Consider the following 17,271-nt stretch of genomic DNA (forward strand, 5'->3'; position numbering starts at 1 on the left):
CGCTTGTGTTTGCACGAGGCCCGCTTCATGCGGGCCTCGTCGTTTGCGCAGGACGGTTCTGCAGGCAATAAAAAAGCCGACCCACAGGTGGGTCGGCTTTTTAACAATCCCGAGGGATTATTACTTGCGGCTGGCTTTTTCCAGCATACGCAGAGCGCGCTCGTTAGCTTCGTCAGCAGTTTGCTGAGCTTTCTGAGCGGCGGCCAGAGCGTCATCAGCCTTGCGGTAGGCTTCATCGGCACGAGCTTGTGCACGGGCTGCTGCGTCTTCGGTTGCAGTCAGACGGGCTTCGGTTTCTTTGGAGACGCTGCTGCAACCGGTGGCCAGTACTGCGGCCAGAGCCAGAGCAGAGAATTTCAGAACGTTGTTCATCGTGTTCCCCTTCAAGGACTTTCTATTAAAGAGCCATCTCTCAACAAAGAGAAACTGGCCGGCGTACATAGTACCCATTACTTGTAGTAAGTAAACTGACCGAGCGCAAGAACCGGAAAAAAATTGCGCGGTTGCGCAGGCCGCCCCGGCGGGGGTGTGAAAAGAATGCAGGCGCTTTTGTAGCGGCGCTGAAACACCGCTGTAAATGCGTCTTTGTAGTGAACTAAAAGTGACTCCAAGTGTCATTGTTCGTCTTACCACTACATCATCCGGCTACTGTTGGCAGTGTGGCTCGCTGCCGTGTTCGCATGCTGCAAGTGCAGGTTTTTTACGATCAAGTACCTTGAGCATCTGTGCACTGGGCGCCTACTATTTGTGGGTGCTCAGTTGCCAGAGAACAACCAGGCTGTTCTCGCTGTCCAAACGGGCACGGGGTGGCGTAGAGGTTCCTTCGCCGGACAAACATCGGTAAGGTAAGGGTCTGACGAGAAGACCCGCGAGGAGTAGTGATGAGCGAGGCGTTGTCCATCCACCATGACCAGGCTGGTCATCAGTTCGAGACCAATGTGGACGGTCATCGTGCCTACCTGACCTACATGGACCTGGGTAAGCAGACATTGGATATCTACCGCACGTTCGTGCCCAATGCGCTGCGTGGGCGAGGCATCGCTGCGGCGCTGACCGAAAAGGCCCTCGCCTATGCCGAGGACATGGGCTACACCGTGATCCCCTCGTGCTCCTATGTCGAGCGCTACATGGAACGTCATCAAAAGCATTCCAACAAGGCCTGAGCCTGCTGACACCCTGTTGAAAACGAAAACGCCGGGCATTGCCCGGCGTTTTCGTTGATGGCTTTCAGCCGCGGTTGCGCTTGGGCAACACGTCCTTGAGCTTGGCGCGCATGCTGCGCACGGACTTCTCGGTGGCTTCCCAGTCGATGCAGGCATCGGTGATCGACACGCCGTACTGCAGTTCGGCAAGGTCCTTGGGGATGGCCTGGCAGCCCCAGTTGAGGTGGCTTTCGACCATCAGGCCGATGATCGACTCGTTGCCTTCGAGGATCTGGTTGGCCACGTTGTCCATCACCAGCGGTTGCAGGGCCGGGTCCTTGTTGGAATTGGCGTGGCTGCAGTCGACCATGATGTTCGGCTTGATCCTGGCCTTGGCCAGGGCCTGCTCGCACAGGGCGACGCTGACCGAATCATAGTTGGGCTTGCCGTTGCCGCCGCGCAGCACCACGTGACCGTAGGCGTTGCCCTTGGTGGTGACGATGGATACGCCACCTTCCTGGTTGATGCCCAGGAAACGGTGCGGGCTGGAAACCGATTGCAGTGCGTTGATCGCCACGGTCAGGCCGCCGTCCGTACCGTTCTTGAAGCCGACGGCCGAAGACAGGCCCGAGGCCATCTCGCGGTGGGTCTGGGATTCGGTGGTGCGCGCGCCGATCGCCGACCAACTGATCAGGTCCTGCAGGTACTGCGGGGAGATCGGGTCGAGGGCTTCGGTGGCGGTGGGCAGGCCCATTTCCGCCAGATCCAGCAGCAGCTGGCGACCGATGTGCAGGCCGTCCTGGATCTTGAACGAGTCATCCAGGTACGGGTCGTTGATCAGGCCCTTCCAGCCCACCGTGGTGCGCGGCTTCTCGAAATACACACGCATCACCAGGTACAGGGTGTCGGCGACTTCGGCCGCCAGCACCTTCAGGCGCTCGGCGTATTCATGTGCGGCCTTGAGGTCATGGATCGAGCAGGGGCCGATCACCACGAACAGGCGGTGGTCCTTGCCGTCGAGGATATTGCGTACCACTTCGCGGCCCGCGGTCACGGTCTGCAGGGCGGTGGCGCTGAGTGGAATGTCCTTCTTGAGCTGATCGGGGGTGATCAAGGTCTCGTTGGAGGCAACGTTAAGGTCGTCGATCGGTAAATCAGCCATCGTGTTACTCGTCAGGTCACGGGTGCCGGCCGCCAGCTACCCGCGCGGCGGAGCAGCATGATTGAACGCGGCGGGGTGCCGAACCTTAGCGCGTTACACCGTGATTCGACAATGGGCAGGGCCCGCTTTCCTGCCGATTTGGCCCATTGGTATGGGGTTTTCTGATCAAAAGTGCCGTCACCCGACACGCTCGCAGGTTGCGGGCGGCAGCGCCCGGCCTGATAGTGTGTCGATTGTTTGACCTTATGGCGCCCGATGCAGGGCAGTGCGGAGCAGAGCGGCGATGAGCAAAGGCCTTGGCGACAAACTGGTGGTAGCCATTTCATCACGGGCACTGTTCGATCTCAGCGAGAGCCATCGGCTGTTCCTGGCCGAGGGTGTCGAAGCCTACCGCCAGTACCAGATCGAGCACGAAGACGAATACCTGCAACCGGGTGATGCGTTCCCGTTGGTGGAAAAGCTGCTGGGCCTCAACGCCAGCCTCGGCCAGGCCCGGGTCGAGGTGGTGCTGGTGTCACGCAACAGCGCCGACACCGGGCTGCGGGTGTTCAATTCCATCGAGCATTATGGCCTGGGCATTTCGCGGGCAGCCTTCGTTGGCGGGCGCAGTCCGTATCCGTACCTGGCCGCCTTTGGTTGCCACCTGTTTCTGTCCACCGATGCAGAAGATGTGCGCCGCGCACTGGACGCCGGCTTTGCCGCTGCCACCATCCTTTCCGGCGGGGCACGGCGTGCGGCCAGCGCGGAGCTGCGTATCGCCTTCGATGGCGATGCAGTGGTGTTTTCCGACGAGTCCGAGCGCGTCTATCAGCTAGGCGGCCTGGAGGCGTTCCAGGCCAGCGAGCGCGAGTCGGCCCGCGAGCCGCTGCGCGGCGGGCCGTTCAAGGCCTTCCTGGCGGCGCTCAACGTGCTGCAGAAAGAGTTCCCCAGTGGCGCCTGTCCGATTCGCACCGCACTGGTGACGGCGCGCTCGGCGCCGGCCCACGAGCGGGTCATCCGCACCTTGCGCGAATGGGACATTCGCCTGGACGAGTCGCTGTTTCTCGGCGGCCTGGACAAGTCGGCGTTTCTCGAGGCGTTCGCGGCCGATGTGTTCTTCGACGACCAGGCAGGGCACTGCGAACGCGCCAGTGCAGTGGTCGCCACCGGCCATGTGCCCCACGGCATCAGCAACGAACGTACCCCCGGCTAGGCCGCCTGGCAGGGCGCCGGACGGCTCTGCGCGTCGTTTTGGCGCTGCTAAGCTGAACCTTGCCCTGCCGTATCGGCAGCTAGGAGGTCAAATGATCCGTTCGATGCTGTGTGCCACCGACCTCGGTTGTTACTCCCCTTATGTCATGCAACACGCGCTGGCGCTGGCACGCAGCTTCAGCGCCGAACTGTACGTGGTCCATGCCGTGGAACCGATGGGCCAGTTCGCCGAATCGCTGCTGGAAAGCTACCTTGATGAACATACCCTGTCCCATATGCGCGGTCGGGCGCTCAATACCGTGATGGCGAACATCGAACAGCGGGTGCTGGAGAACTTTCAGGATGAACTGGGCGAGAAGGAAGACCTGGCGCTGATCCGCGCGGTGCGGGTACGCCAGGGCGACCCGGCCGACGTGATCCTGGAGCAGGCCCAGCGCCTGAGCGTCGACCTGCTGATCGTCGGCAGCCACAGCCAGGGCGCCGGTAGCGAGATCCCCTTGGGGCGCACGGCGGTACGCGTCCTTCAGCTGTCGCCGGTGCCTGTGTACATGGTGCCCCTGGCGCAGTACCTGGGGCGGCGCAAGTCATAGGGGAGGCGGTGTAGGACGTTGTAAGAAAGCTGAAGAAATAGTTCTAGATTTATTCTTCAAACCACTAATATAGTTATAACTCGTCGCTGCTGCCGGTGACGCCCAGTTGATTTGAGGGATACCTATGAAGCTTCAACAATTGCGCTACATCTGGGAAGTGGCGCACCACGACCTCAACGTCTCCGCGACAGCGCAGAGCCTGTATACCTCCCAGCCGGGGATCAGCAAGCAGATTCGCCTGTTGGAAGACGAGCTGGGTGTGGAAGTGTTCGCCCGCAGCGGCAAGCACCTGACCCGCGTGACCCCGGCAGGTGAGCGCATCATCACCACCGCCGGCGAGATTCTGCGCAAGGTCGAGAGCATCAAGCAGATCGCCCAGGAATTCTCCAACGAGAAAAAGGGCACCCTGTCGATCGCCACCACCCACACCCAGGCACGCTACGCCCTGCCGCCGGTGATCAGTTCGTTCATCAAGCAATACCCTGAAGTGGCGCTGCACATGCACCAGGGCTCGCCGATGCAGATCGCCGAGATGGCGGCTGACGGTACCGTCGACTTCGCCATCGCCACCGAGGCCCTGGAGCTGTTCGGTGATCTGGTGATGATGCCGTGCTACCGCTGGAATCGTTGCGTGGTGGTGCCGCAGGGTCACCCCCTGACCAAGCTGCCCAAGCTCACCCTGGAGGCGTTGGCCGAATACCCGATCGTGACCTATGTGTTCGGCTTCACTGGCCGCTCCAAGCTCGACGAAGCCTTCAGCCATCGCGGCCTGACCCCCAAGGTGGTGTTCACCGCGGCCGATGCCGACGTGATCAAGACTTACGTGCGCCTGGGCCTGGGCGTGGGCATCGTGGCCAAGATGGCGGTGGACACCAAGCTCGACAACGACCTGGTGGTGCTCGATGCCAGTGAGCTGTTCGAGTCCAGCATCACCAAGATCGGTTTCCGTCGTGGCACCTTCCTGCGTGGTTTCATGTGCGACTTCATCGAGAAGTTCGCGCCCCACCTGACCCGCGAAGTCATGGCCAAGGCCATCCAGTGCCACAACAAGCAGGAACTCGAAGAGCTGTTCGCTGGCGTCGAACTGCCAGTGCACTAAGCCCTTGCAGTGCCTTCAGGCCGCCAGCACGGTGGCCTGAAGGCGCTCCTGCAGATAGCCCCGCGAGCAGGTAGCCCAGCCACTGGCCACGATGCCCTTACTGCTGACGCAATGTCTGGCAGGTGGGGCCAGGTGCTGCGCTCAGGGTGTGCATGTTCAGCCCTTGGTAATCAGGTTGCCGGCGTGCAGCCCGCATTCCTTCTGAGTCGACTCCTCCCACCACCAGCGGCCTTCGCGCTCGTGCTGGTTGGGCAGTACCGGGCGCGTGCAGGGTTCGCAGCCGATGCTGATGAAGCCGCGTTCATGCAGGCTGTTGTAGGGCAGCTCGAGCATGCGGATGTAGCCCCACACCTCTTCGCTGCTCATCTGCGCCAGCGGGTTGAACTTGTACAGGGTGCGCTCGGGGGTGGAGAAGGCGCTGTCGATTTCCAGCGCGGCCACCTGGCTGCGGGTGCCGGGGCTCTGGTCGCGGCGCTGGCCGGTGGCCCAGGCGCTGACGGTGCTCAGTTTGCGGCGCAGCGGCTCGATCTTGCGGATGCCGCAGCATTCGCCGTGGCCGTCCTTGTAGAAGCTGAACAGGCCCTTTTCCTTCACGAAGGGGTCGAGTGCACTGCGATCGGGGGAAAGGATCTCGATCGGCAGCTTGTACTGCTCGCGCACCTGGTCGATGAACCGGTAGGTTTCCGGATGCAGGCGGCCGGTGTCGAGGCTGAACACCTTGACGTTCTTGTTCAGCTTCCAGGCCATGTCCACCAGCACCACGTCTTCGGCGCCACTGAAGGAGATCCACAGGTCGTCGCCGAAGTGTTCGAAGGCGAGCTTGAGGATGTCCTGCGGGGACTTGTTGGCATAGGTCGCGGCGAGGGCGGCGACGTCGAAGGGTTGGCTCATCAGGCGGCTTCCGGTCATTGAATGGCGCTTGGCGCTCGTAATGGGCGAATGTTAACAAAAATTGCCGGGTTAGACGGTGCGCCTGTAGAGTGCGCCTTCCATTTTTAGCGTTGTTCGAGGAGTGAGCTGTGGAAATTGCCTGTCTCGACCTGGAAGGTGTACTCGTCCCGGAGATCTGGATCGCCTTTGCGGAAAAAACCGGAATCGAATCGTTGCGGGCCACCACCCGCGACATTCCCGATTACGACGTGCTGATGAAGCAGCGCCTGCGCATCCTGGATGAGCATGGCCTCAAGCTCTCCGACATCCAGGCGGTGATTGCCACGCTCAAGCCGCTGGACGGCGCCATCGAGTTCGTGGACTGGTTGCGCGAGCGTTTCCAGGTGGTGATCCTTTCCGACACCTTCTATGAATTCTCGCAACCGCTGATGCGCCAGCTGGGTTTCCCGACCTTGCTGTGCCACCGCCTGATCACTGACCAGAGCGATCGTGTGACCGGCTACCAACTGCGCCAGAAAGACCCCAAGCGCCAGTCGGTGCTGGCATTCAAGAGCCTATACTACCGGGTGATCGCGGCGGGTGACTCGTACAACGACACCACCATGCTGGGCGAGGCGGATGCAGGCATTCTGTTCCATGCGCCGGAAAACGTGATTCGCGAGTTCCCGCAGTTCCCGGCGGTGCATGATTTCGAGGCGCTGAAGAAAGAGTTCATCAAGGCCTCGAACAGGTCGTTGAGCCTGTAATACCGCCTTCGCCGGCAAGGCCGGCTCCTGCACGCTGTAGGAGCTGGCCGTGCCGGCGAAGCGTTCTAGAGGCCCTGCAGGGTCTGGAGCAACACCCTGACCTTGGTGATCGACTCCTCGTACTCCGTCTCCCACTGCGAGTCCGCCACCACCGCACCGCCCCCCCAGCAGCACACCTGGCCGTCCTTCACCAGCAGGCTGCGGATGGCGATCGAGCTGTCCATCTCCCCGCGCACGTCCACATACAGCAGCGAGCCGCAATACAGCGCGCGCCGGCTCGGCTCCAGTTCGTCGATGATCTGCATCGCCCGAATCTTCGGCGCCCCGGTGATCGAGCCGCCGGGGAAGCTGCCGGCTATCAGGTCCAGCGCATCCTTGCCCGGTGCTAGGCGTCCGGTCACGCTGCTGACCATGTGGTGCACGTTGGGGTAGCTCTCCAGGCTGAACAGCTCCGGCACCTGCACCGAGCCGGTAGCGCAGCTGCGCCCCAGGTCGTTGCGCAGCAGGTCCACGATCATCAGGTTCTCGGCGCGGTCCTTGGTGCTGGCCAGCAGCTCGGCAGCATTGGCGGCATCCTGCACGGGGTCGCTGCTGCGCGCACGGGTGCCCTTGATCGGGCGGGTTTCGACCTCGCCCTGGCTGACCCTGATGAAGCGCTCGGGCGAGAAGCTCAGCAGCGCGCTGCCATCGGCCAGTACCTGATAGCCAGAGAAGGGCGTAGGGCAGGCAGCCCGCAGCGCCTGGTAGGCCGCCCACGGGTCGCCCTGGCAGGGTGCGCGAAAGCGTTGGGTAAGGTTGATCTGGTAGCAGTCGCCGGCATGGATGTACTGCTGCACCCGCTCGAACGCCTGACGGTAATCCTCGGCTGCGAGGTCGCCGCGCATTGGCGCAGCAAGCCTGAATGCGCCGGCTGCCGTCGCGGCGTCGTGCTCGAACAGTGCCACCAGGCGCTCGCGTTCGGTGGCGGGAAGCGCCGGATGAAACACCAGCTGGCTGCGCTGCAGTTGATGGTCGCTGATCAGTGCCCAGGCATACAGCCCCAGGCTTGCGTCACCCAGCCCCAGGTCGTCGCAGGCAATGGCGGGCAGGCGCTCCAGGCGCCGGCCGAAGTCGTAGCTCAGGTAGCCGATCAGGCCGCCGGCGAACGGCAGCTCGACACCTGCCGGCAAGTGCGCGCGCCCAAGCCCGGCCAGTTGCTCGCGCAGGCGCTGCAGGTAGTGCTGGCCGTCTTCTTCGGCGTCCGGGGTCAGCGTGCACAGTGGCCAGGCGCTGAGCAGATCGAAGCGCCCACGCACGGCGCCAGGCCGTGCGCTGTCGAGCAGCACGGCGCCAGGTGCCTGGCGGATACGGGCAAAGTAGGCGGCCGGGTCGGCCTGGTAGGGCAGGGGGTGAAGTGTGCAGGTCGGCATTCGGGTGAACAGCTGTCGAGGCGGGGCGAGCATTGTAGCCCTGTGCAGGCGATGCTCCTAGCGGATCGGCGACCGCCCTGTGCGCGGCTGCGCCAGGGCGGTGGCAGATTACTGCGCCGGGATGTGGCCGAACAGTTCCTGGGCGAAGCGCACGCGCTCTTCGACGCTTTCCTTGATGCCATTGCTGGCCAGTTCCTCAAGGTGCGCCTCGACGGCGTGGGTGCGCAGGGTCAGGCCGCAATCGTTGGCGATCTGGATGTTCAGGCCGGGGCGGGCGTTGAGTTCCAGGATCAGCGGGCCCTTGTCCTGGTCCAGCACCATGTCCACGCCGATGTAGCCCAGGCCGCACAGTTCATAGCAGCCGGCGGCCAGCTTCATGAAGCCGTCCCAGTTGGGCAGTTGCACGCCGTCCACCGCATTGGTGGTGTCGGGGTGCTTGCTGATGATGTTGTTCAGCCAGGTACCGCGCAGGGTCAGGCCGGTCGCCAGGTCCACACCCACGCCGATGGCGCCCTGGTGCAGGTTGGCCTTGCCGCCGGACTGGCGCGTGGGCAGGCGCAGCATGGCCATGACCGGGTAGCCCATGAGCACGATGATGCGGATGTCCGGTACGCCTTCGTAGCTGATGCTCTTGAAGATCTGGTCCGGGGTTACCCGGTACTCGATCAGCGCGCGGTCGCGATGGCCACCCAGCGAATACAGCCCGGTGAGGATGCTCGACACCTGGTGCTCGATTTCCTCGTGGGTGATGATCTTGCCGGACACCGTGCGGTAGCGGTTCTCGAAGCGGTCGGCGATCACCAGGATGCCGTCACCACCGGCGCCCTGCGCCGGCTTGATGACGAAGTCGCTGCGCCCGCCGATGATCTCGTCGAGCTTGTCGATGTCCTTTTCGGTGGAGATCACCCCGTACATTTCCGGCACGTGGATGCCGGCCTTGATCGCCCGCTCCTTGGTGATGATCTTGTCGTCGACGATCGGGTACAGGTTGCGCTTGTTGTACTTGAGCACGTAGTCCGCGTTGCGCCGGTTGATACCCATGATGCCCCGGGCTTCCAGGGCCTTCCAGGTTTTCCATAGGCCGAACATCAGGCGTCAGCCTTCACGAAGGCCTTGAAGCGCACCAGCTCCGTCAGGCGGTAGCCGCGGTAGCGGCCCATCGCCAGCATGAAGCCCACCAGAATCAGCAGCACCGCCGGGAAGGTGAACACGAAGTACACCAGTTCGGGCACGCTCATCAGCAGGTGCGCGACCGAGGCGGCGAACAGGGTGCCGATGGCGACTTTCATGGCATGGCCGCCGCCGCGTTCCTCCCAGGTGATCGACAGGCGTTCGATGGTCATGGTCAGAATTACCATCGGGAACAGTGCCACCGACAGCCCGCGCTCCAGGCCCAGCTTGTGGCTGAACAGGCTGATGGCCGCGATCAGCACCACCACGAAGGTCAGTACCACCGACAGGCGCGGCAGCATCTGCAGCTTCAGGTGTTCGAGGTAGGAGCGCAGGGTCAGGCCCAGCGCGGTGATCACCGTGAACAGGGCGATACCGAAGCCCAGCTGGGTCTCACGGAAGGCCAGGGCGATCAGCACCGGGGTGAAGGTACCCAGGGTCTGCAGGCCGATCAGGTTGCGCAGCACCAGGATCACCAGCACGCCGATCGGGATCATCACCATGATCATGAAGGTCTGCTGGGTCTGCAGCGGCAGGCCGTACAGCGAGTATTCGAGGAAGTCGGCGTCGGTGTTCTCGTCGGTCAGCTTGGCCAGGCGGATGGCGTTCATCTCGCTGTTGTTCAGGCTGAAGCTGACGTTGACCTTCTTGCCGCCATCGACGGTGATCAGCGGGTCATCGCCGGTCCACCACAGCAGGCGGTCGGCCGGCAGGCCCTGCTCGCCGGTGTCCGGGTTGAAGTACAGCCAGTCGTTGCCGTTGAAGCTGCGCAGCCACAGTTCCGGGCTCTGCGGCTGGTCGGCCAGCAGGCGGATGGTGTGCACCTTCTCCACCGGTACGTGGGCGATCGACAGCAGCAGGTCGATGACCTTGGCCTTGTTCAGCGAAGAGGCATCGCCGGCCAGCAGCAGCTTGACGTTGTCGTCGTTGGGGTTGTTGACCCGCTTGATGGTCTCGCTGACGAAGGTCTCGACGTCGGCCGAGTGCTGGCGGATAGGTGCCATCAACGCTTCGGCGGCGATCTTCTCCGGCCCTTCGACCGGCTGGCTGTCACGGAAGGTCGGGCCCTTGATCTTGACCTTTTCGCTGCTGTAGCGCTTGGTCAGTACCAGGCGGTAGTAGAGGGTCTGGTTGCCCTTGGCGCGCCGCGCCGACCAGGTCACCTTGCGGTTGCCATCGACACGGTTGACGCTCACGCCGTAGTTGTTGGAGATGAAGCTCTCATTGAGGCTGACGTAGTCGTTGCTCAATGGCGGCACGAACATCTGGATCTTGATCGGGTCCTTGGGGCTGGCGACGAACTCGACCTTGGCATCGATGTTCCACAGGTCGTCGGTTTCGTCTTCGGTCACCGGGATGCCGAGCATGAAGATCTGGTACGCCGTGATCGACACACCCAGCAACACCAGGAGGGTGATCAGGACTTTCAGATGAAGGGTAAGAGAGCGCATCGAAATTACTCTGCGGTATGAGCGTCAGTGGCGCAGGCAGGTTTGCCGGCAGCGTATTTAAGGCTTGGGTCGACCAGCGCGTCGAAGTGCTTGAGCGCCTCGGAGCCGATCAGTAGCGGGTACTGGAAGGCACTGCGGTCGGTCAGGTTCACTTCGATGCTGCGCAGGGCCGTACCCATGCAGATATTCAGCGCGATCACCGGGCGGGAGGTATAGGCCTTGCCTTCGTCCGGGTTGTAGTCACCGGCGCGTCGCTTGATCTTGCTGACACGAGCCAGTGGTCGTTCTATCGGATGCGAATGGGCTGCGTCAATTGCCAGATAGAAGCGCACCCACGATTCGCCGTTGCGCTTGAAGCGCTTGATATCGCGCGCGCTCAGCGAGGCGGTCTTGGCCCCGGTGTCGAGCTTGGCCGCAACCTCGAGGTCGATATCGACAAGGCGGGCATATTCATTGAGGCCATAGACAGTCTTGTCTGCCGCCTGGCTCAGGGCAGGCAGCCCACAGAGGCTGAGTAACAGTAGAAAGGGTGTGAGTCTCATAAATCCTGACGCGATGCTGTGGGGGTTTGCCCCCTCAGAGGCGGCGGCATTCTACCACGCTGGTGTGTCGATGCCAGCGGCTGGAGTCAGACAACACCGACAGACACGAAGTTCGTTCTTAGACGATTGTCGACAATATTGAATTTGTCTTTGACTGGGGTGGCTTAATTAGCTAGTTTTGGCCCTACAGATTTTCAAGGTGTCGACAATATGCTGGATGCAGCCCAAGCCTCCGCCCCCCTTCAGGAAGATTCGGAGACGCTTTCCGAAAACGTCTTCCGGCGCATCCAGGCCGCGATCGTCAAGGGCGAGATCGCCCCCGGCAGCAAGATCTCCGAGCCGGAGCTGGCGCGTACCTACGGCATCAGCCGCGGCCCGCTGCGCGAGGCCATCCACCGCCTGGAAGGCCAGCGCCTGCTGGTACGGGTGCCGCACGTAGGGGCGCGGGTGGTGTCGCTGAGCCATGCCGAGCTGATCGAGCTGTACGAGATTCGCGAGTCCCTCGAGGGCATGGCCTGCCGCCTGGCTGCTCAACGCATGAGCGTAGCCGAGATCGACGAGTTGCGCCGGGTGCTCGACACCCATGAGCGTGATGCCGCGTTCCAGGCCGGGGTGGGCTACTACCAGCAGGAGGGCGACTTCGACTTCCACTACCGCATCATCCAGGGCAGCGGCAACCGTACCCTGGTGCAGATGCTGTGCGGCGAGCTGTACCAGCTGGTGCGCATGTACCGCATCCAGTTCTCCGCCACGCCCAACCGCCCGCACCAGGCGTTCGCCGAACACCACCGGATTCTCGATGCCATCGCCGACCGTGACGGCGAGCTGGCCGAATTACTGATGCGCCGCCACATCGGCGCATCCAAGCGCAATATCGAGCGTCATTACAAAGACGCCACCGCCCCTAGCCCACGAGGTGAGTCATGAGTCAGAAAAGCAGTCCCGGCCAGCGTTTTCGCGATGCAGTCGCCGCCGAGCACCCGCTGCAGGTCGTCGGCGCCATCAATGCCAACCATGCGCTGCTGGCCAAGCGCGCCGGGTTCAAGGCCATCTACCTCTCCGGTGGCGGTGTGGCGGCAGGCTCGCTGGGCCTGCCCGACCTGGGCATCACCGGCCTGGATGACGTGCTGACCGACGTGCGCCGCATCACCGACGTGTGCGACCTGCCGCTGCTGGTGGACGTGGACACCGGGTTCGGTTCGTCGGCGTTCAACGTGGCGCGCACGGTCCGCTCGATGATCAAGTTCGGTGCCGCCGCCATTCATATCGAGGACCAGGTGGGCGCCAAGCGCTGCGGCCATCGTCCGAACAAGGAAATCGTCTCGCAACAGGAGATGGTCGACCGCATCAAGGCGGCCGTGGACGCGCGTACCGACGACAGCTTCGTGATCATGGCGCGTACCGACGCCCTGGCGGTAGAAGGCCTGGAGGCCGCGCTGGATCGCGCTGCGGCGTGCATCGAGGCCGGTGCCGACATGATCTTCCCCGAGGCCATCACCGAGCTGTCGATGTACAAGACCTTCGCCAATCGCGTGAAGGCGCCGATCCTGGCCAACATCACCGAATTCGGCGCCACGCCGCTGTACACCACCGAAGAGCTGGCCTCGGCCGACGTGTCGCTGGCGCTGTATCCGCTGTCGGCGTTCCGCGCCATGAACAAGGCGGCCGAGAACGTCTACACCGCGCTGCGCCGCGACGGCACGCAGAAAAACGTCATCGACACCATGCAGACTCGCATGGAGCTTTACGATGCCATCGACTACCACGTGTTCGAGCAGAAGCTCGACGCACTGTTCGCTCAGAAGAAGAGCTGAACCAGCACACCGCAATTAGCCGATTCCCATAACAAATTCAAAAGTGGAGAAAACCAATGGCCGAAGCAAAAGTACTCAGTGGTGCCGGCCTGCGTGGTCAGGTGGCCGGGCAAACCGCACTGTCGACCGTGGGCCAGGCCGGCGCCGGCCTGACCTACCGTGGCTATGACGTTCGCGACCTGGCCGAGCACGCGCTGTTCGAAGAGGTCGCCTACCTGCTGCTGTACGGCGAGCTGCCGACCCAGGCCGAGCTGAGCGAGTACCAGCACCAGCTCAAGGCGCTGCGCGACCTGCCCCAGGCGCTCAAGGAAGTGCTCGAGCGCATTCCGGTCACCGCCCACCCGATGGATGTGATGCGTACCGCCTCCTCGGTGCTCGGCACCCTGGAGCCGGAGCTCAACTTCGGCCTGCAGCACGAGAAGACCGACCGCCTGCTGGCGCTGTTCCCGGCGGCCATGTGCTACTGGTACCGCTTCAGCCACCATGGCGTGCGCATCGACTGCACCAGCGACGAAGACACCCTGGGCGGGCACTTCCTGCACCTGCTGCACGGCAAGAAGCCGAGCGAGCTGCACGTCAAGGTGATGAACGTTTCGCTGATCCTGTACGCCGAGCACGAATTCAACGCCTCGACCTTCACTGCCCGGGTGTGTGCCTCGACCCTGTCGGACCTGTACTCGTGCGTGACGGCGGCCATCGGCTCGCTGCGCGGGCCGCTGCACGGTGGTGCCAACGAGGCCGCGATGGAAATGATCGAGCGCTTCAAGACCCCGCAGGAAGCCGTTGCCGGCACCCTCGGCATGCTCGAGCGCAAGGACAAGATCATGGGCTTCGGGCATGCCATCTACAAGGAGTCCGACCCGCGCAACGAAGTGATCAAGGGCTGGGCGAAGAAGCTCGCCGACGAGGTGGGCGACACCGTGCTGTACCCGGTGTCCGAAGCCATCGACAAGACCATGTGGGAGCAGAAGAAACTGTTCCCCAATGCCGACTTCTACCATGCCTCGGCCTACCACTTCATGGGTATCCCGACCAAGCTGTTCACCCCGATCTTCGTCTGCTCTCGCCTGACCGGCTGGGCGGCGCATGTGTTCGAACAGCGTGCCAACAACCGCATCATCCGCCCGAGCGCCGAATACACCGGCGTCGAACAGCGCAAGTTCGTGCCAATCGAACAACGCTGAGACTGGCGTGCAGTACCTTTGATATGGCCCTGCCGAACCTGGTGGGAGCGGGCTTGCCCCGCGATAGCCGCTGCGCGCAGTAGCTGATACCGCGCCGATGCCATCGCGGGTCGAGCCCGCTCCCACAGGGGGCGGGGTATGCCATCAGGGGGACTGCGCACCGCCGACTTATCCGTGATTGAGTCCCGCGTCCATGAATACTGAATTTCGCAAGCACCTGCCGGGCACCACGCTCGACTACTTCGACGCCCGCGCCGCCATCGACGCCATCAGCCCCGGCGCCTACGACAAGCTGCCCTATACCTCCCGCGTACTGGCCGAAAACCTGGTGCGCCGCTGCGACCCGGCAACCCTCGATGCCTCGCTCAGCCAACTGATCGAGCGCAAGCGCGACCTCGACTTCCCCTGGTACCCGGCCCGCGTGGTGTGCCATGACATCCTTGGCCAGACCGCACTGGTTGACCTTGCCGGCCTGCGTGACGCCATCGCCGACAAGGGCGGCGACCCGGCCCAGGTCAACCCGGTGGTGCCGGTGCAACTGATCGTCGACCACTCGCTGGCCGTGGAGTGCGGCGGCTTCGACCCGCAGGCGTTCGAGAAGAACCGCGCCATCGAAGACCGTCGCAACGAAGACCGCTTCCACTTCATCAACTGGACCAAGAAGGCGTTCAAGAACGTCGATGTGATCCAGCCCGGCAACGGCATCATGCACCAGATCAACCTGGAGAAGATGTCGCCGGTGATCCACGCCGAGCAGGGCGTGGCCTATCCCGATACCTGCGTCGGTACCGACAGCCACACCCCCCACGTGGATGCCCTGGGCGTGATCGCCATCGGCGTCGGCGGCCTGGAGGCCGAGAACGTGATGCTGGGTCGTGCGTCCTGGATGCGCCTGCCGGAAATCGTCGGCGTGCAGCTCACCGGCAAGCCGCAGCCAGGCATCACCGCCACCGACGTGGTGCTGGCGCTCACCGAGTTCCTGCGCAAGGCCAAGGTGGTCGGCGCCTACCTCGAGTTCTACGGCGAGGGCGCTCGTGCGTTGACCCTGGGCGATCGCGCGACCATCTCCAACATGGCCCCCGAATACGGCGCGACGGCGGCGATGTTCTCCATCGACCAGCAGACCATCGATTACCTCAAGCTCACCGGTCGTGAAGACGCCCAGGTCAAGCTGGTGGAAACCTACGCCAAGGTCGCCGGCCTGTGGTCCGACAGCCTGGTCAATGCCGAATATGAGCGTGGCCTGCAGTTCGACCTGTCGAGCGTGGTACGCAACATGGCCGGCCCGTCCAACCCGCATGCGCGGGTGGCCACCAGCGAGCTGGCTGCCAGGGGCATTGCCGGGCAATGGGAAGAGGTGCCGGGGCAGATGCCTGACGGCGCGGTGATCATCGCTGCCATCACCAGTTGCACCAACACCAGCAACCCGCGCAACGTGATCGCTGCCGGGCTGCTGGCGCGCAATGCCAACAGGCTGGGGCTGACGCGCAAGCCGTGGGTCAAGTCGTCGCTGGCGCCAGGCTCCAAGACCGTGGCCCTGTACCTCAAAGAGGCGGGCCTGGAGGATGAGCTGGAGCAGCTGGGCTTCGGCATCGTGGCGTTTGCCTGCACCACCTGCAACGGCATGTCCGGCGCTCTGGACCCGGTGATCCAGCAGGAAATCATCGACCGCGATCTGTACGCCACCGCCGTGCTGTCGGGCAACCGCAACTTCGACGGGCGTATCCATCCGTATGCCAAGCAGGCCTTCCTGGCCTCGCCGCCGCTGGTGGTGGCCTACGCCATTGCCGGCACCATCCGTTTCGATATCGAGAAGGACGTGCTGGCCGTGGTGGACGGCAAGGAAATCCGCCTCAAGGACATCTGGCCCAGCGACGAAGAGATCGATGCAGTGGTCAAGGCTGCGGTCAAGCCGGAGCAGTTCCGCCAGGTGTACATCCCGATGTTCGCCGTGCACGAAGACACCGGACCCAAGGTCGACCCGCTGTACGACTGGCGCGCCATGAGCACCTACATCCGTCGCCCGCCGTACTGGGAAGGCGCGCTGGCAGGCGAGCGCTCGCTCAAGGGCATGCGCCCGCTGGCGGTGCTGCCGGACAACATCACCACCGACCACCTGTCGCCGTCCAACGCGATCATGCTCGACAGCGCCGCAGGCGAGTACCTGGCGAAGATGGGCCTGCCCGAAGAGGACTTCAACTCCTACGCCACCCACCGTGGCGACCACCTGACCGCGCAGCGCGCGACCTTCGCCAACCCCAAGCTGTTCAACGAGATGGTGCAGGAGAACGGCAAGGTCAAGCAGGGTTCGCTGGCGCGTATCGAGCCGGAGGGCAAGGTGACGCGCATGTGGGAGGCCATCGAGACCTACATGCAGCGCAAGCAGCCGCTGATCATCGTGGCCGGTGCCGACTATGGCCAGGGCTCGTCACGCGACTGGGCGGCCAAGGGCGTGCGCCTGGCCGGTGTCGAGGCCATCGTGGCCGAGGGCTTCGAGCGTATCCACCGTACCAACCTGGTGGGCATGGGGGTGTTGCCGCTGGAGTTCAAGCCGGGCACCGACCGCAAGACCCTGGGTATCGATGGCAGCGAGACCTATGACGTGGTGGGGCAGCGGACACCGCGGGCCACCTTGACCCTGGTGATCACGCGGCGTGACGGCGAGCGCCTGGAGGTGCCGGTGACCTGCCGTCTGGACACGGCGGAAGAGGTGTCGATCTACGAGGCGGGCGGTGTACTGCAGCGCTTTGCCCAGGACTTCCTCGAGTCGTCGGTGGCATAAAAGACTCAGCTTGCCTCGCCCTAGTGGGAGCGGGCTTGACCCGCGATGCAGGCGACGCGGTACTGGCTGTAACCGCATCGCTTGCATCGCGGGTCGAG

General features: G+C 63.4%; 16 protein-coding genes. 9 read left to right on the forward strand and 7 right to left on the reverse strand.

Annotated features, from left to right (window positions below):
- Positions 1-120 precede the first annotated feature (120 nt).
- Positions 121-372 (reverse strand): outer membrane lipoprotei OprI, encoded by a 252-nt coding sequence (oprI, locus tag QMX96_RS08850; RefSeq protein ID WP_037058464.1) that lies wholly within the window; start codon positions 370-372, stop codon positions 121-123.
- A gap of 509 nt (positions 373-881) precedes the next feature.
- Here oprI and QMX96_RS08855 point away from each other — a divergent pair.
- A complete protein-coding gene (locus QMX96_RS08855) occupies positions 882-1,163 on the forward strand; it encodes a GNAT family N-acetyltransferase (RefSeq protein ID WP_043863087.1) in 282 nt (93 codons plus the stop codon).
- Between the two features lie 64 nt (positions 1,164-1,227).
- On the opposite strand, the gene QMX96_RS08860 is transcribed toward QMX96_RS08855, so the two are convergent.
- Positions 1,228-2,304: a 3-deoxy-7-phosphoheptulonate synthase gene (locus QMX96_RS08860; protein ID WP_043863086.1), complete on the reverse strand. Its 1,077-nt coding sequence runs from the start codon at positions 2,302-2,304 to the stop codon at positions 1,228-1,230.
- A gap of 283 nt (positions 2,305-2,587) precedes the next feature.
- On the opposite strand from QMX96_RS08860, the gene QMX96_RS08865 reads away from it, so the two are divergent.
- The 3 genes from QMX96_RS08865 to cysB all read left to right on the forward strand — a co-directional run bounded on the left by QMX96_RS08865 (position 2,588) and on the right by cysB (position 5,184).
- Positions 2,588-3,496, forward strand: coding sequence for a 5'-nucleotidase (locus QMX96_RS08865; protein WP_043863085.1), 909 nt, complete (start codon positions 2,588-2,590; stop codon positions 3,494-3,496).
- A gap of 91 nt (positions 3,497-3,587) precedes the next feature.
- Positions 3,588-4,085 carry a universal stress protein gene (locus QMX96_RS08870; RefSeq protein ID WP_043863084.1) on the forward strand — a complete coding sequence of 166 codons (498 nt, stop codon included), beginning with the start codon at positions 3,588-3,590 and terminating at the stop codon, positions 4,083-4,085.
- A 124-nt stretch (positions 4,086-4,209) separates the two neighbouring features.
- Positions 4,210-5,184: an HTH-type transcriptional regulator CysB gene (gene cysB / locus QMX96_RS08875; RefSeq protein ID WP_043863083.1), complete on the forward strand. Its 975-nt coding sequence runs from the start codon at positions 4,210-4,212 to the stop codon at positions 5,182-5,184.
- Positions 5,185-5,340: 156 nt separating this feature from the next.
- Here the strand turns inward: cysB and QMX96_RS08880 are convergent, their stop codons facing one another.
- Positions 5,341-6,075 (reverse strand): phosphoadenylyl-sulfate reductase, encoded by a 735-nt coding sequence (locus QMX96_RS08880; RefSeq protein ID WP_054915690.1) that lies wholly within the window; start codon positions 6,073-6,075, stop codon positions 5,341-5,343.
- A gap of 128 nt (positions 6,076-6,203) precedes the next feature.
- Between QMX96_RS08880 and thrH the strand changes: the two genes are divergently transcribed.
- On the forward strand, positions 6,204-6,821 hold the full coding sequence (thrH, locus tag QMX96_RS08885) for a bifunctional phosphoserine phosphatase/homoserine phosphotransferase ThrH (protein ID WP_043863081.1): 618 nt from the start codon (positions 6,204-6,206) through the stop codon (positions 6,819-6,821).
- Between the two features lie 65 nt (positions 6,822-6,886).
- On the opposite strand, the gene pabB is transcribed toward thrH, so the two are convergent.
- The 4 genes from pabB to QMX96_RS08905 all read right to left on the reverse strand — a co-directional run bounded on the left by pabB (position 6,887) and on the right by QMX96_RS08905 (position 11,393).
- Positions 6,887-8,230, reverse strand: coding sequence for an aminodeoxychorismate synthase component I (pabB, locus tag QMX96_RS08890; protein WP_282361637.1), 1,344 nt, complete (start codon positions 8,228-8,230; stop codon positions 6,887-6,889).
- Positions 8,231-8,338: 108 nt separating this feature from the next.
- Positions 8,339-9,319, reverse strand: coding sequence for an alpha-L-glutamate ligase-like protein (locus QMX96_RS08895; protein ID WP_043863079.1), 981 nt, complete (start codon positions 9,317-9,319; stop codon positions 8,339-8,341).
- Positions 9,319-10,851 carry an inactive transglutaminase family protein gene (locus tag QMX96_RS08900; RefSeq protein WP_043863078.1) on the reverse strand — a complete coding sequence of 511 codons (1,533 nt, stop codon included), beginning with the start codon at positions 10,849-10,851 and terminating at the stop codon, positions 9,319-9,321. Before QMX96_RS08900 ends, QMX96_RS08895 begins: the two co-directional genes overlap by 1 nt.
- A 5-nt stretch (positions 10,852-10,856) precedes the next feature.
- Positions 10,857-11,393, reverse strand: coding sequence for an ATP-dependent zinc protease (locus QMX96_RS08905; protein WP_043863077.1), 537 nt, complete (start codon positions 11,391-11,393; stop codon positions 10,857-10,859).
- A gap of 210 nt (positions 11,394-11,603) precedes the next feature.
- Between QMX96_RS08905 and QMX96_RS08910 the strand changes: the two genes are divergently transcribed.
- From QMX96_RS08910 to acnD, 4 genes are all read left to right on the forward strand, one after another.
- Entirely contained in the window at positions 11,604-12,320 is a 717-nt protein-coding gene (locus QMX96_RS08910) for a GntR family transcriptional regulator (RefSeq protein WP_043863076.1), read from the forward strand.
- Positions 12,317-13,207, forward strand: coding sequence for a methylisocitrate lyase (gene prpB / locus QMX96_RS08915; RefSeq protein ID WP_043863075.1), 891 nt, complete (start codon positions 12,317-12,319; stop codon positions 13,205-13,207). The genes QMX96_RS08910 and prpB overlap by 4 nt, the downstream gene beginning before the upstream one ends.
- 56 nt (positions 13,208-13,263) lie before the next feature.
- Positions 13,264-14,391, forward strand: a complete 1,128-nt coding sequence (gene prpC, locus QMX96_RS08920) for a 2-methylcitrate synthase (protein ID WP_043863074.1) — start codon at positions 13,264-13,266, stop codon at positions 14,389-14,391.
- Between the two features lie 193 nt (positions 14,392-14,584).
- Positions 14,585-17,173, forward strand: a complete 2,589-nt coding sequence (acnD, locus tag QMX96_RS08925) for a Fe/S-dependent 2-methylisocitrate dehydratase AcnD (protein ID WP_054915692.1) — start codon at positions 14,585-14,587, stop codon at positions 17,171-17,173.
- Positions 17,174-17,271: the final 98 nt, after the last annotated feature.

The organism is Pseudomonas sp. PS01300 (assembly GCF_029960155.1).
Classification (GTDB): domain Bacteria; phylum Pseudomonadota; class Gammaproteobacteria; order Pseudomonadales; family Pseudomonadaceae; genus Aquipseudomonas; species Aquipseudomonas palmensis.